We start from the raw sequence: 14,402 nt of genomic DNA on the forward strand, positions 1-14,402 counted from the left end.
TATCGAGGTTCCGTGAAACGTTTTTAATTAGAGCCAAGTCCATGACTCCTAATTCTCTCGGACGTGCTTGGTGGGTTCGCCAAGCTCTGTCCCTCGTGATGATCGCTTCCCTAACGGTCATTTTGTGCCGAACCCAGGCCGCTGAAGCCAAACTCCCCAATATTGTGCTCGTCTTTGCAGACGATTTGGGCTACGGTGATCTCGGTTGTTTCGGCTCCCAGACGATTCGCACACCCAATCTTGATCGGTTGGCCGAACAAGGGCGCAGGTTCACCAATTTTATGGTTGCATCGCCTGTTTGCACCCCTTCGCGAGCAGCGTTGTTAACTGCGTGCTATCCGAAGCGAGTCGGAATGCATCTGCATGTGCTGTTTCCTACGTCGACCAAGGGACTGAACCCGACGGAACACACGATTGCTGACCACCTCAAGACTCAGGGCTACGCTACAGCATGCTTCGGCAAATGGCACCTTGGTCACCATCCGGAGGTGTTGCCGACCGCGCAAGGCTTCGATACGTATTTTGGAATTCCCTATTCGAACGACATGAACTATCCAGACAATAAAGCCAAGCCAGAGGGTGGGGCCGGCGGCATGGATGCGTTGTGGACCGATCCTGAATCGACGCTCACAAAGTGGAAGACACCCCTTTTCGAGAATGAGAAGATCGTCGAACTGCCAGTTGATCAGCGCACTGTCACTCGACGTTACACCCAAAAAGCGATCGACTTTGTGAAGGCCAACCGCGATCGCCCTTTCTTTGTCTATCTGCCTCACTCCATGCCTCATATCCCTCTTTATGTTCCCGATGATGTCCGAGATCCCGACCCCAAGCGAGCGTATATCAACACGATCGAACATATCGATACGGAAATTGGCCGATTGCTTCAGACGCTCGATGAGACGGGCGTGTCGGAAAATACCTTCGTCATCTTCACTAGCGACAACGGTCCCTGGCTCCCCTTCAAGCATCATGGCGGATCTGCCGGCCCTCTGCGCGATGGCAAAGGGACGACGTTTGAAGGTGGGCAGCGAGTTCCGTGTCTGATCCGTGGGCCTGGCATCCCGGCTGGAACGGTATGCGATGAACTATTAGGAACTATCGATATGCTTCCAACCATCGCCGCGATCATCGGAACTCCCTTGCCAAGTGATCGCAAGATCGATGGTATGGATGTCTCGGGTCTATGGATGGGGACTGATACTCAGTCACCTCGCGAAGAATTCGTCTACTACACCGCTCAAGGCGAGGTGGAGGGGATTCGCCAGGGTGATTGGAAACTGCTAGTGAAGAAACCTGCCGCACCGAACCAAAAGGCAAAACAGACGCCAAATTCAGATAAGAAAGCACAAACGCCGCAGATCTTGCTCTTTGATCTCGCGAACGATCTTGGTGAAAAATCCAATCAAGCGAAATTGCAGCCTGAGATTGTGAGCCGACTCCGAGCCCGGTTGGAGGAGATCGATGCCGAAATCACTCAGAACGCACGAGCACCTTGGGTCAAGCCATGAGATGGTCTGCTAGGAGTGGATGTTGGTCGCGTGCGGTGAAAGCATATTGCTGGCAAGAAAATGGGGGCAAGAATATATTTTTGTCTTCATGTTCTTGCCCCCATCTTCTTGCCACAAACATCGGCTTCAAATGGCAGCGCGATGTTGAAGCGAACCATCCTCGATTGCGCCGGAACGCCGCTTACACCTTGATCTTTCGGAGTTTACTCTTCCAGAGACTCTTCACCCCGGAGACTTTAGCGGATACGTGGCCGCTGGCCTTGCCCTTTTTCTTGACGAAGAAGTCTTTGTCTTTCACGAGAGCTTGTACGTACTTATCGATGTACTTTTCTGGCGACTTCCTTAGATTCTCGTCTGTCTTCATCAACTCGGCGAGTTTCGATTCGAGGAAGTCGATGATCTGCGAAAGCTTTTTGGGATTGATGCTGACAGCATCGTTCATAGACGCCAGTTGGTTCGCGGTATCGGAAGCCCGGACAACAGTGAGTTCTGCGATATCGCGAGCCGAGAGAGTGTAATCCTTGGTCGTCATGCGAGCGAGTCTCTGGCGAGTCGATGCCAGATAGTCTTGCTCGAAGTCCTGGGAAGCGTTTGTGGTAAATGTGTCGGTCGCTTGCTTGAGGCTGGTCAGCAGTTTCTTTCCTTCGGTCTTGGGATCCGAGTTCGTGTCAAACTTTTGACATTCTTCGGAGACGGTTCTCACCAGTTCACGGATTCGGTCGGTCGCGAATTGAGGGGGAAGATCCGAGTTGCTCAGCTCCTTTTCAAGCATCTTCGTAACGAGAGGCTTGAGTCTCTCGAGGAGGTTTTTGTCCGCAGTGTCGAGCTGCAAACAGCTCAAGTTCCAAACCGGTACGCCATCTTGGGAGCTTGTTTGGAAACTCGGTGAAAGAACTCCTTTCGCGAACGTGAATTCCTTTTCGATAAACTCCCAAATCTTATCGGCGTTGTAGACCTTTGGGGACGCGAACAGCTTGTCTGGGGAGTTGGCGATCGATCGATTCTTCACTCCAAGATTGTCATCGAGATCGGGCGAGTGGAGGTCGTTTTCGGTGCAGCGATCCTCCACGTCCATGGCGAAGACATCCATGTAATGCTTCGACAATTTCGGATACATTTTTTGAACGAGAGGTAGCCCCAGCTCGGCGATGGCTTGGCTGATCCCAACGATCAATTCAACCTGCATGTTTTCACCACCTGACAACAGCCGGCCGGGAAGCTGCAGTTCCTTTTGATAGGTAGTGAGCCGTGCGGAAACCAACAGGACGACCCGTTGTTCCTCTTCGGTCATGGCGAGGTGCGAATTGTTTCGAACATCCTCCTCAAAAGCGGTGACGTAAGCCTGCGATTTTTGGGGATCGGTCTGGCCGTTTCCTTGCCCTTTGGGAACAGGAATCGCATCGTTGTCATAGGTGATCGCGGCGGCGTGATGCGTCAGCTCGTGGATGAGAGTTCCCTTCACCGAATCGAGCCAAAAACCTTTGCCTTGGGGTTGGCCGTGATTCTGCTTCGCACCGAAATTCAAACGGTTCCCGAATGGCATGTAATTGCCTTGACCGCCACCGCCGGCGGGGCCTGAACCATTCGAAGCGTTGATCCGGAGGGCCGACTCGCCGAAGCGGTTGGGGTCGGTCGTTCGCGGTCCAGACCCGCTTCGGGCTGCCACCTCCAGAACCGGACGTAGCACCGGATCGTCGTACAACTCTTGGTAGATCTGCTCGAGAAGCTCGTCGGGAATTGCCTCGGGATCGTCGACGTTCGTCATCCACTTGAGCATCTGGACGACCGACACTGGTTTGCCGGGGCCATCGGAATCAAGCTCGGGAAAGGCGCTGTAAAACTCCTGTTCGCACTTCCCTTCGCCGATGTCGCTCTTCAGGACCGAATACATAAACGGAGTCATGCCGGTGTTATCGGCCGCGTTGAAAAAAACTTTGTGAGGGCTGGCAAGCATCTCTCTCGCGGGGCCGGACAGGCCATTCTCGGCTGCCAGCATCAAAGGCGTTCGCCCGTCCGTATCCCGCTCCGACGAGCTTGCTCCCATTGTTTGGATGATAAACGCTGCCAGAGGTCCGTCGTCGATTCCCGCAGAGCACTGAATATGAAGAACGTTCCGATCGCTGGGGCCCTTGATCTTGATGTCCGCACCCTTCGACACAAGGGCTTGGAGTGTACTGAGATGTCCACCTTCCGCGGCGGCGTGAATGGCGGCGCGTCCGCGGAGCTTCTGATTGAGGATCGGATCATTCAGCGCCAATTGATTGACCTCGGCGGTCTCGCCGTGGTAGCAAGCGGTGATGAGTTGCTCAAGGTTTCCTGGTCTACACGCTTTGGCAGCAGCAAACGTCGGATCCTGAGAGAGTTTGGTCAAAAGCGTTTCCATGCTCTTGAGAGGCCCAGAATTCTCGTTGCTCTTCGAAGTGGTGTACTGCAAATTCCGAAGCAAATGGACAGGCGTGTCCCCGCGTTGGTTCTCTAAGTTGATCGTCGCGCCGGCGTCGACCAGTTGCGTAAAAACGTCCTCGAACAAACGATGGGCGTTCGACGCCATGTTCGACGCGGCCAAGTGCATGGCCGTATTCCCGTCCGCGTTGCGATGGTCGGGCTTCATGCCCCGTGCTAGCAACTCTTTCGCCAAGTTCGGGTTCTTGCCCTGGGCGGCTGCGTGCAGCAAACTCGTTCCCTCGGGTAGAGTGATCGTCCCGAATTTTGAGATCGATTCCAAGAGAATCCGGTCATCGGGAATCGACTGCACGATTCGAAGAACCTCATCTCCCCTCCCCGATTCAATGGCTTCTTTCAGCTGCTTGACCGCATCGATGTATTCGGCAGGCCCTTCTGCGGCAGTGAGAATCGCGGCGTCGGCATCGGTCCCTCCCAACGCGGCCGCTCCATTGCGGATTTGGTCCGAGACCCGATCTGCAGCCTCCTCTGCCAGCTGAATCGCCTTGGCGGGATCGATCGCCCCCAGCATGGGTCCGATCTTTCGAGTCAGCTTGTCAGCCGCTTTGCGAATGTTTTCGCAACGGCTTTTCACGGCGTTACCGTCTCCCTTGAACGAATCTGGATTCGCCTTGAAGACAGCATCCATGAACGCTTCGTAATACGCCTGCTCCGACTCGGTTCGCATCTTGCGCGGGTTGCTTTCCTTACTCACGACAATCTCGCCCGAATCCTTGTCGATCTTCAGAGCTGGAATGCCCAGCATCTGGCCAAGACCGGGAAAGCCTCCCTCGTCTGTATTGTTGTGAGCACTGCCGGCCAAGAGTAGGAACTTGCCGTTGCCTTTCTCCCTCTGAACCACCTTCGCCGCGGTATCGTTGAAGGCCGCGACACGACGGTCTTCGGTCAAGGGATGGCGCTGCGTCGCTTTGGCTTGGTAGCTATCGAGCCCCACCACGCGAATGTTCTTCGCTTTCGCCTCATCGAGCATCGTTCGAAGCGGTTTGTGGTTTGGGGTCTTATCGGTGAAGGGTTTGTCAAGTTTGGAAATGGCTTTGTCCAAAACCGGATCCATCGGCAGACCGCTCAAGTAGTCGTCTAGCATCTGCTGCTGTTCTTGCCAAAAGTGTTCGATGAACAATGTCGTTACGCCGGACTGTTGCATCGCGTCCATGTTCTCGGTCAAGAACTCGGGTCCTTGAGGCGATCCGTGGTTATCATCCAAGCAGATTCCAGGCTGTGACGTATTTCCGCCGAACACAGCGGTGACGACATCTTCGCCGGTTGTGGCACCTTGCAGATCGATTGGATTCTGTGGGTCGTTGTACGCTTGATCGCCCAAGTCGCGTTGCTCTTGAAGCGAATCTCGAAACGCGTCCTCATACTCTTTCATAACCCTCGGCGTCGCGTACTCTCGGAAGATGTCTTGGAGCGGTCGCTCGTCATTGGGATCCGTCGCGACTGTCTGTCGCACGACGGGCATGGCGGTGGCGAATCGGTCGAGAAACTCTTTGAATCCACAACCGATTTCAATCCTCAGAGAGTTATCGTCGAAATCGAGAATCGGGGGGCCGTTGTAGCCCGTACTTTGCAAATCGTTCTGAAGAGCTTGCTTGAGCTGGTTGTACTGTTGCAACGACTGTTGCCTCAGATTGGTGATCGCCTGCTGCGTCTGGGGAATCGCGGTCTTCGGTCTTCTTGCCGCATGCTCCTCCATCAAGTCATCGTATTGGTCCTGAGAAAGGGGTGCTCGCTGCGAAGGTGGCGGATACACGTACGTGCCCGACCCATCGTCAAACCTGACGTTCTCCAGTTCGTCCAAGTCTTGAAGTTCAAGCAATTGTTGTTGAAGACGGATCAGTTCCTTGGAAACATCGAGCTGGAAATTGGGGTTATTGAGCGGCAAGGTCTATCTCCTGAGCGATTCGAGTGCGCGTACCCGTTGTCGAGGGCGGAAGCTTTGGTAATTACGCTTGGTGTTCAGTGGGGATCTGGGTTTGTATCTTGGACAGCGGTACGTTGAGCGTCTCGCGAATCTGCACGCTTCGATAAGGGTTTTCTTCGACCAGAGCGATCAACTCGTCTTGAGAAAGATAGACTTGGTAGTTTTGGACAATCGAAGTCAATCGAATGAAGATGGGCGGGCGGGCGGATGGCTCGGCCGAATAAAGTTCATCAAGCGTGTCTCCGAGGCCTTCGTTAAGTCGTGAAAGAACCTTGTCTAGCTTGACGACGGCGGTTGTCATGTCGTCTCCCTCTTCCGACTCCTCTTCCTGCTCTTCCTCGGGATCGTTGAGAATCTCCTTTGCAAGCTCATCGAGTTGTTTCTTGACTGCTTGTTTCGCCGCATTCCATTCCAGCTTGATCTTCGCAAACTCCACGGCGGAACCGTCGGTCTTTGGACGTCCGTCCGCTGTTTGTTGGAGCAGGCGCTCGACCTCGTCCAGTGAGCGATGGGCCTGTTCGAAGTCTTTTTGACGCGCGAACACTCCAGCTTCATTTGCAGCCGCTGCGATTTGCTCACCGATCACCGAAGGGTTTGCTTTCGCCTGTTGGATGCCCGGCATTAGAGGCTTCAGCCTCGCCATAAACGCGGCGGCCGGATCGCCCTGGGGTTGCTGTGGTGCAGCGTTTTGTTCGACGACGGATGATGCATTCGCTCCCAAACTTGCTAAAAGCGCCTCCAACGTATCGAGCTTTCCTGCTGCCTCGTCATTCGGTTCTTGATCCAGGAGTTTGCCGATCAGAAGACACAACTCGTTGATTTCATCGGCTCGTTGCGAGTGGGCTTCGCAGGCTTGAAGGGCCGCACCTTGCAATTGTAGAAAACGGGCCACGAGCGGATCGTCTTCGTCCAGGGCCAGCGGGGCGACATCGACAATCTCGAAGTATGGCTTGCACTTCAAGTTGGCCACTTCGTCTAGAAAACTCTTGAGCACCGTGGACTTCACCGGGGCGCTGTCGAATCCGTCCGCACGGGCCAACACAAAACGGATATCCTGCCCTCTTCCGTCGACGATTCCGAAATAGAACTGCCCCTTTCCCGACTCCTTCGCTTCCTTTTTGCGCTTCTCGACATTCCCCTTCTTGTAGACGACCAAGCTGACAATATTGGTCCCTTTGCAGATCATGGCAAACTTGCGAGGCTTGCCCTTTTTTACTTCTTCGAGGTAGGCAATCGAATCGGGACTCATGGCTGGCGGAGCGGAATCGGTCTTGCTCATGCGAGTTTTCCTTGAATGGAACGAACGAACGACAGGCGTTTGCGCAAACCGGAGATGGGACAGAGAGGTCTCTCCCGCCTAAGATTCGCGACTCGAAAGCCTGGCTAAAGCTGCTAGCGGGCTTCAGGCGTCATGATAGAGGAAAATGCGTGGAACTCGATTCCCTCATGGATGCAATTCGCAAGTTTCGTAGTTCCTTTCGTTCGAACCCCGTGTTTCCAAAGCGAATCGATCCATGGAAATAAGACGGGAGACGTCAGGCCCGGCTCAGTTCGAGTCTGGTCAATGTTCCTGTACTGGTGCCGAAAAGTCACCTTCTGCTCCCGCTCCCAAGTGGCAACACCGCCGAGTTTCTAATCACAGCAGCTTTTCGAGAATGCGACCAAAATCTGAGGTTGCGGCGGTAAGAGCCTTGTGCTCCACCTCGTCTAGAAAGGGGTCATCGGTAGCATTGCGATTCTGCTGAAGTCGAACTCCCCGAATAACTTCTGATGGCGACATGTACGGAATGTCAGTAACTCGGTTCCAAACCCATTTCCTTTCTACTAGGACAAGATGATGAAATTGATTGCTTTAACGCTACTAGGGATCGCGCTCTCCATACCCCGGGTGACATTAGCCCAAGAGGTAGAGAATTTTACACTCGAGGCAGTTGTTACGGACTCTCAGACCCAGGGCGATTCCAAGTTCGAATTAGCTAAAAACAAAGGAAAAACGATTGTTCTGCACTTTCTTTTGAAAACGGAGTGTCCATTCTGTCTAAAGTACACGCAGGAGTATGCCAAGCTAGCTGCGACAACCCCTGACGTAGTTCATTTGTTCATCAAACCGGACAGCGAGAAAGATATCCGCGCATGGGCAAAGAAAATCGTAAAGATCGAGGGGGTAAAACAGCCTACGATCTATCGCGACGCTGGTGCGAAAATAGCGAAACGCTTTGGCATACCTGACGGATATCAATTCCACGGACAGAGCGTTCACTATCCTGCTCTGATCGTTCTCGATGGCCAGGGTAAAGAAATGTTTCGGCACGTCGGAAAAAGTAATAGCGATCGGATGCCCAAGGATCAGTTCGTCAAGAAGCTTGAATCGATGACGAAGAAATAGCAATTGTCATCTGTTATCGGATAGGAGCGATGGACTGCAGCTATCTCAGGACCAATAAGCGAACTCCGGAAATAGCGGTCATTCTGCAAGGAGTTGATCGACCAAAGTCTCGATGGATTTGTCGCCTGTTGCGCCTTGCCAGTTAAGCTCGCCCTGCCACCAGGAACGAATGTAGCCCTTCTTGTCGATGACATACACCGTTGGCCACATCGTGTTGCTCCAGGCGTCCCAGTTCTTGTTCTGCAAGTCGATCAAGACTGGAAACTGAAAGCCCTTTTCTTTGGCGGCGGCCTTGACCAAAGAGACATTTCGTTCCGCGGAGGTTTCGGGTGTTTGAATACCAACCACACGGACGCCTCGACTTACTAAGAGCTTTTGCCATCGATTGTAGTGGTCAAAATTTGCAACGCAGTTGTGACATTGAAAGGCATAAAAGTGAACCAGAACTACTTTGCCCCGCAGATCAGCTAGCGTTGTTGGCTCCCCTCCAGTCCACTCGCCTGAATCGATAAGCTCAGGTGCTAAGGGGTAGATTCTTTTCAAACTTAAAGTATCAAACGGCTTACCAATAAGCTTACCAAGTGAGGTGCGCTGAGAAGCGGTCAAAAGGTCGTTGAGTCGCTTTTGCTCCGCCTCGCGCGCCGACTGCAACTTGCTCTCCAAGCCGGAATCATCCTTGGGGCTTTCGACCAGCTTCCGAGCTATTTTGTCCGTCTCCAGGAACATTTTCTGGATCTCCTGAGTCTGGCTGATCGAAAGTCCAACCCCCTTCGCTATACCTGGGCGTATTAACGAGCGAGTTCCCTGCGACTGAACTTCGATTTCACGCAAACGTCTTAGCCGATCATCCTTTAAAATCGTTTTCAGGTCGGCAAGCAATTTCCTCTCGAGCAATTCAACAACTTCCTGCTGCTTCTCTTCAGGTAGGTTTCGGCTCCGCCACCAAGGTCCATCGATCTCACGCAATATAGTCATCAGCGATTCGCTGTCAGGCTGAAGTCCCAATTCCTCTTGGACTTCGGGAGCATGAATCAGTTTCAGAAGTGTTTGCGGGATGACCGGCTTTGGTTGTGGCTCGTCGCTATGGGCAACTCTACCAGCGATTAGCAATATGAGTGGGGCTATCACTACGAAGGCATTTCTGATAAGCGACATTGCAAATTCCTTCCGTTCGAAAATAAAAGAGAGCAAACCGCAAGACGATTAGTGAAGGTAAAAATCAACTCATGCTGACCTTCGAACATTCATTGAACCTCGCGCAGAGCAATCATCAACGCGTCGTACTCGTCTTTGCAACATTTGCATTGATCGAGATGGATGCGAACACGTTCCAAAGCCCCTGGGAACGCAGCGCCGTCAAGCTCAGCTTGCGCGAACTGGTCCATGAGTCCCAAACACCCATCACAGCCCATCGAATCATCCTTCGTGATTAGCATAAGTTGGATCAGACTGGTAGTTTGTTGATAGCTCAGTTGCATTATTTGCTTCCCTCTGACAGTTCGTAGAATATTTCTTCACTGGTCAATCCGGCCCGCTCGAAACCGACCTTTAGTTTCTGTCTTGCATCGTGGATCAGTTTGTACACAGCGTTACGATTCATCTTTAGTTGCTCGGCGATCTCGTCGGTTGCAAAATCTGATAGAAACGCTCGGGTTGCGAGACGTTGCTTGTCCGTGAGTTCGGTGTCGATCAAGTTTTGCAATACACGAAATATTTTGGACCGTGATTCGGAGTTCGATAATGTAGGCTCGTCAGTAATCGCGACTTCTATTGAATATCCATCGGTAGACCAGAATGGTTCCATCGATACGTCTTGATGGTACTTTCGTCGAAGGGCACTGATCCCAATCCTCGTCGCGACCGTCATCGCCCAAGTCGTGAACTTGCTACGCCCTTCAAACTTGTCGAGCGAGCCTAATACCTTCAGCAAGGCATCTTGCACGATGTCTTCTGCATTGAACGGTTTCCCGTAACGATTGTTGAGCGATTTGCTCAACCCGCGAAGCAGAATGGCGCGAAGCTCGGAAATAGCATCATCCTGTAAAGGACCACCACCCTTTAAGTGCATCCATAGAGCCTCGTCATCGAACTTTGGTGTTCTCATTCCTGATCGGCATCTTCGTTTCGCAATGGGTTACGGTCTGTTTTTGTGGAACACGGTAGCTGTTCCACGTCAGCATCCTTTCGGATTCTCAATAAGATCCCTCAAAATCGACGGACACCATCAACAGACGCTCCATCTTCCGTCGCGCTTACCTCGGTTTTGCAATTAGTGGCCGAGATTGGACAATCAGGGTCGAAAACTCAACCGCTTTTGGAAGGTAGTCGTCAAGAAATCCGTTGCGTCTTACGTTTGGTCCAAGACGGCGGCTAACTCTTGGTCGACGACCGAGTGTACAAGTCAACAGCTATCCAAGCTGCACGAGCTTCTGGCACAATCGTTTTATGCCCAATGTGCAGCTCCGTCTTCTTGTAGCGAAGCTCAAGATTCATCGGTTTGAGAAAACAGTCTCTCGAAGACCACGTATGGCGTTTCACGAAAGCCAAGGCGTCGATAGCTTTGACGTGCGCTTTCGTTATCCCGCTCCATGTAGAGGCGGATGCCACAGCAATCGGCGTTTGCTTTGCCAAGTTCCTTCATGTGGGTGAAGAGAGAGCGAAACACTCCCCTGCCACGAAAATCGGGATGCACGTAGACGCTCTGAATCCACCAGATTTCGGCATCTCTCCAGTCACTCCATTCGAAGGTGTGCGCGGATTGCCCGACGACTTGACCGTCGATCTCCGCCACAAAGTACCTTCCCCTGGTGGGTTCAGAAACGAAGCGTCTTACACCGTTGGTTACCGTCGCCAAATCCAGTTCCCGTCCTTCGGTTTCCCGGCAAAGTGCAATGTTGTAATGGGCAATGGTCTCCACATCGCGAGGTAAAGCTTGTCTGATCTCAATCATAGTTTCCTTATCAGTGTTCGATTAGCGTTCCGAATTGCCTTCCTTCTTTCTGACATGCAGATCATCAACGACGAACCGTTGCCTTGTTACTGAAACATCATAGCCCTTCGCCCCAGGGGCGAAAGATTGGGAACACTAATTACCACTAATCGAACACTAATCCTCGAGAGCAGCATGGAAGCGTGAATGCATCCGCGGAATCAGATCCAACGCATAGGAATTTGCTATCGTGTCTTGCCTCATTAGTGTTCGATTAGCGAAGATTAGTGTTCCCAATTGGCTTCCTTTGCTCTGGCATGCAGTTTATCAACGACGAGCCGTTTCCTTCTTGTTGGAACATCATAGCTTTTCTCTCTGAAGTCAAAAGACTGGGAACACTAATAACCACTGATCGAACACTAATCTTGAAGGGCGGCATTGAAGCGTGAGGGCATCTCCAAAATCAGGTCCAACGCAGAGGAATTTGCAATCGAGTTTGCCTTATTAGTGTTCGATTAGCGAAGATTAGTGTTCCCAATTGGCTTCCCTTGTTCTGACATGCAGATCATCAGCGATAGATCGTTTTCCTCTTATTGGAACATCATAGATTTTCTCTCTGAAGTCAAAAGACTGGGAACACTAATAACCACTGATCGAACACTAATCTTGAAGGACAGCACTGATGCGTGAGGGCATCTCCAAAATCAGGTCCAACGAAGAGGGGTTTTCTACCGGGTTGCCTTATTAGTGTTCGATTAGCGAAGATTAGTGTTCCCAATTGGCTTTCTTCATTCTGACATGCAGATCATCAGCGATAGATCGTTTCCTTCTTGTTGGAACATCATAGCTTTTCTCCCTGGAGTCGAAAGACTGGGAACACTTATAACCACTGATCGAACACTAATCTTGAAGGACAGCACTGATGCGTGAGGGCATCTCCAAAATCAGGTCCAACGAAGAGGGGTTTTCTACCGGGTTGCCTTATTAGTGTTCGATTAGCGAAGATTAGTGTTCCCAATTGGCTTCCTTTGCTCTGGCATGCAGATCATCAGCGACGAGCCGTTTCCTTTTTGTTGGAACATCATAGCTTTTCTCCCTGGAGTCGAAAGACTGGGAACACTAATTACCACTGATCGAACACTAATCTTGAAGGGCGGCATTGAAGCGTGAGAGCATCTGCGGAATCAGGTCCAATGCAGAGGAATTTGCTACCGAGGTTGCTTCATTAGTTCTAGAGTCGCTCCGGCAAAAGCTTTGCCCATTTGAGCGAAGATCTTTGCACTTCCAAAGTAGTGATAGCCGCCATTGGATGCCCCCTCGAGTGCTTCTCGGTCTTTGGGCGGAAGAACTTCTTCCAATGCCAAGTCAAACTTCTCTTGATCCGCTTTGGTGACCCCCTCAATCCAAGCATCAATCGCGGCATAGTGTTCACTGGAGCCTGGCGAGTATTGGTCGTTGGCATAAACCGCCAAGATGTTCTTCCCTTTCTTCAGATACTGAGTCTGCTCTTTATCGAGAGCGATAGATCGGTATTGCGGCTTGTCATTCCACCAGATGTAGGTGTGAATCTTGTGACCATTCAAATAGGCATGGAACCCTTGTCTCGCCAGGATCGCGATACGATAGGAATCGTACTCGAGACTATCCACTTCAAACGTGGTACGCATCAGCAGGAATTCTTCCTTTCCCCATTCTGAGGGATGTTTTTCTAACGTGATTCCACTGTGCTTCCATACCCCCTTGCCGATGGGGGCCTTGCCGATCAGCCAGTTGCTGTCGTCGAACTCAGGCGCATACCAATTCTCCATCTCTGCAGGGAGTGCGATGTCACGGAAACGCCTATCGCTGAATTCCTCTAGTTTATCCTTGGTTTCGGTGGGATCCACCGCGACGAAACGCCAGCTTCGCTCCTCAGGCAAAGGCTTGCCAATCGGTTTCCAAAACTCATTCCATTTCCGTTCCCTATCGAGCGTGCCGTCTGCTTTCAAAACGTGTGCCGTACCAACGATTTGGTTGTACTCGTCCTGCTTGGGTACAGCGGCTTCGATGGCATGATCCCAAAAAGGGGCGGTGTCCACAGCAATTACATTTCCCTCGAACTCGGGCAAGGCAGCGGGAGCGGCCATGGCATTGCGGAAGTTGACGTTCTTCTCGCCATCGACACCAAGTACGCCAATAACGAATGGCATCGTGGGAGCGGCAAGATCTTTGCGCACGTCGCGGATGAAGTGCGCCAAGAGACGCGAGTATTCCTCATAATCGCCATTCGGATATGTATGGCCATCCACGAGATCGTTGAAACCTTGAAGCCATACAAAACCCGCCAACTCGTAGCCCGCCTTGGGATCGTAGGCAGGACAGACACGAGCGGGATCTGCGAGCACCTTTTTCACATGCTCAACCATCATGCGATAAAACACACCCGAGGCTGCGTCTTTGTCTTCCTGCCATTTCTTCCGATCTTCAAGCTTGGGGATACCGTGGGCACCCTGTGGATGTTTGTCCCACTGCTCTTGAGTTTTCTTAGGGAGCTTATAAACCCCTGCACTAGGGGGACGAAACTCGGTATGAAGAGATCTTCCGCCCCAAGCAGTCTTGATGATCAAGATAGGTTCCTGGAGCTCTTTCTCCATCGTGATACCGAAAGTGAACTCAGGACCAATCTTGCCGCCATCCATAGTAGGCCGGTTTCCACGTGCGCCAAAGCCTGTGGTCAGTTTCCCCAATCCCTCGCCATTTGCGCTCCCATCATAAGGTCCCGTCAAATAGGACATCCAAACCCTATCACATACGCGAGGCGTTCCATCGGCATTGCGCATCTCGCTGAGCAAAGGTGCCGTGGCTGGATCTCTGCTGATATAATCAAAGGTCCGGATTTCCGCATGTCCCTCCATGTTCGACTGACCAGCCAGGATGAACACCTTGAGCGGCTGGGCAAAACAGCTTGAAGACAGCAAGCACAGAAGTATCGCTGTGATACCCATGTCGGTCAGTCTCTTTGTTTTCGCCATTCGCATTCTTAATGCCCCGCCTTATTGCCATTTGTCTTGAAAGGGTTCACCACGACGATCTTCACACCCGTAAGCGACTCGTCGCTATTCTAGGGCTTGGTATCTCTGCTGCCTTGTGCACGACGAGCCTCCTTTCTCATCAAAGTGCGCACAATAGACAGCTTGGTGATTTGCTACT

At 52.0% G+C, this 14,402-nt stretch carries 9 protein-coding genes; 2 read left to right on the top strand and 7 right to left on the bottom strand.

The features are described 5' to 3' along the window. Positions 1-41: 41 nt before the first annotated feature. Positions 42-1,511 carry a sulfatase family protein gene (locus SH467x_RS09705; protein ID WP_482371070.1) on the top strand — a complete coding sequence of 490 codons (1,470 nt, stop codon included), beginning with the start codon at positions 42-44 and terminating at the stop codon, positions 1,509-1,511. Positions 1,512-1,692: 181 nt separating this feature from the next. Here SH467x_RS09705 and SH467x_RS09710 read toward each other — a convergent pair whose 3' ends face one another. Together SH467x_RS09710 and SH467x_RS09715 are read right to left on the bottom strand one after the other, a co-directional pair. Continuing rightward, positions 1,693-5,859, bottom strand: coding sequence for an ankyrin repeat domain-containing protein (locus SH467x_RS09710; protein WP_482371071.1), 4,167 nt, complete (start codon positions 5,857-5,859; stop codon positions 1,693-1,695). Positions 5,860-5,920: 61 nt separating this feature from the next. Beyond that, the gene (locus SH467x_RS09715; protein ID WP_482371072.1) at positions 5,921-7,177 is read right to left on the bottom strand and encodes a hypothetical protein; all 1,257 of its coding nucleotides are present in this window, start codon (positions 7,175-7,177) and stop codon (positions 5,921-5,923) included. 555 nt (positions 7,178-7,732) lie between these two features. Here SH467x_RS09715 and SH467x_RS09720 point away from each other — a divergent pair. Further along, positions 7,733-8,284, top strand: coding sequence for a TlpA family protein disulfide reductase (locus SH467x_RS09720; protein ID WP_482371073.1), 552 nt, complete (start codon positions 7,733-7,735; stop codon positions 8,282-8,284). 78 nt (positions 8,285-8,362) lie between these two features. On the opposite strand, the gene SH467x_RS09725 is transcribed toward SH467x_RS09720, so the two are convergent. The 5 genes from SH467x_RS09725 to SH467x_RS09745 all read right to left on the bottom strand — a co-directional run bounded on the left by SH467x_RS09725 (position 8,363) and on the right by SH467x_RS09745 (position 14,224). Further along, on the bottom strand, positions 8,363-9,439 hold the full coding sequence (locus tag SH467x_RS09725; protein WP_482371074.1) for a redoxin domain-containing protein: 1,077 nt from the start codon (positions 9,437-9,439) through the stop codon (positions 8,363-8,365). An 89-nt stretch (positions 9,440-9,528) separates the two neighbouring features. Continuing rightward, positions 9,529-9,720: a hypothetical protein gene (locus SH467x_RS09730; protein WP_482371075.1), complete on the bottom strand. Its 192-nt coding sequence runs from the start codon at positions 9,718-9,720 to the stop codon at positions 9,529-9,531. A 41-nt stretch (positions 9,721-9,761) separates the two neighbouring features. Further along, positions 9,762-10,388, bottom strand: coding sequence for an RNA polymerase sigma factor (locus SH467x_RS09735; RefSeq protein WP_482371076.1), 627 nt, complete (start codon positions 10,386-10,388; stop codon positions 9,762-9,764). 378 nt (positions 10,389-10,766) lie between these two features. Then, entirely contained in the window at positions 10,767-11,234 is a 468-nt protein-coding gene (locus SH467x_RS09740) for a GNAT family N-acetyltransferase (RefSeq protein ID WP_482371077.1), read from the bottom strand. Positions 11,235-12,421: 1,187 nt separating this feature from the next. Beyond that, positions 12,422-14,224 carry a sialate O-acetylesterase gene (locus tag SH467x_RS09745; protein WP_482371078.1) on the bottom strand — a complete coding sequence of 601 codons (1,803 nt, stop codon included), beginning with the start codon at positions 14,222-14,224 and terminating at the stop codon, positions 12,422-12,424. Positions 14,225-14,402: the final 178 nt, after the last annotated feature.

It is taken from the genome of Brakhagea slesvicensis, assembly GCF_052161625.1.
Lineage (GTDB): Bacteria > Planctomycetota > Planctomycetia > Pirellulales > Pirellulaceae > JBKCUI01.

Excerpts from the sequence above, each read along its gene's own strand:
- SH467x_RS09705 (WP_482371070.1), top strand. The coding sequence starts at position 42 with ATGACTCCTAATTCTCTCGGACGTGCTTGGTGGGTTCGCCAAGCTCTG.
- SH467x_RS09715 (WP_482371072.1), bottom strand. The coding sequence starts at position 7,177 with ATGAGCAAGACCGATTCCGCTCCGCCAGCCATGAGTCCCGATTCGATT.
- SH467x_RS09720 (WP_482371073.1), top strand. The coding sequence starts at position 7,733 with ATGATGAAATTGATTGCTTTAACGCTACTAGGGATCGCGCTCTCCATA.
- SH467x_RS09725 (WP_482371074.1), bottom strand. The coding sequence starts at position 9,439 with ATGTCGCTTATCAGAAATGCCTTCGTAGTGATAGCCCCACTCATATTG.
- SH467x_RS09730 (WP_482371075.1), bottom strand. The coding sequence starts at position 9,720 with ATGCTAATCACGAAGGATGATTCGATGGGCTGTGATGGGTGTTTGGGA.
- SH467x_RS09735 (WP_482371076.1), bottom strand. The coding sequence starts at position 10,388 with ATGAGAACACCAAAGTTCGATGACGAGGCTCTATGGATGCACTTAAAG.
- SH467x_RS09740 (WP_482371077.1), bottom strand. The coding sequence starts at position 11,234 with ATGATTGAGATCAGACAAGCTTTACCTCGCGATGTGGAGACCATTGCC.
- SH467x_RS09745 (WP_482371078.1), bottom strand. The coding sequence starts at position 14,224 with ATGGCGAAAACAAAGAGACTGACCGACATGGGTATCACAGCGATACTT.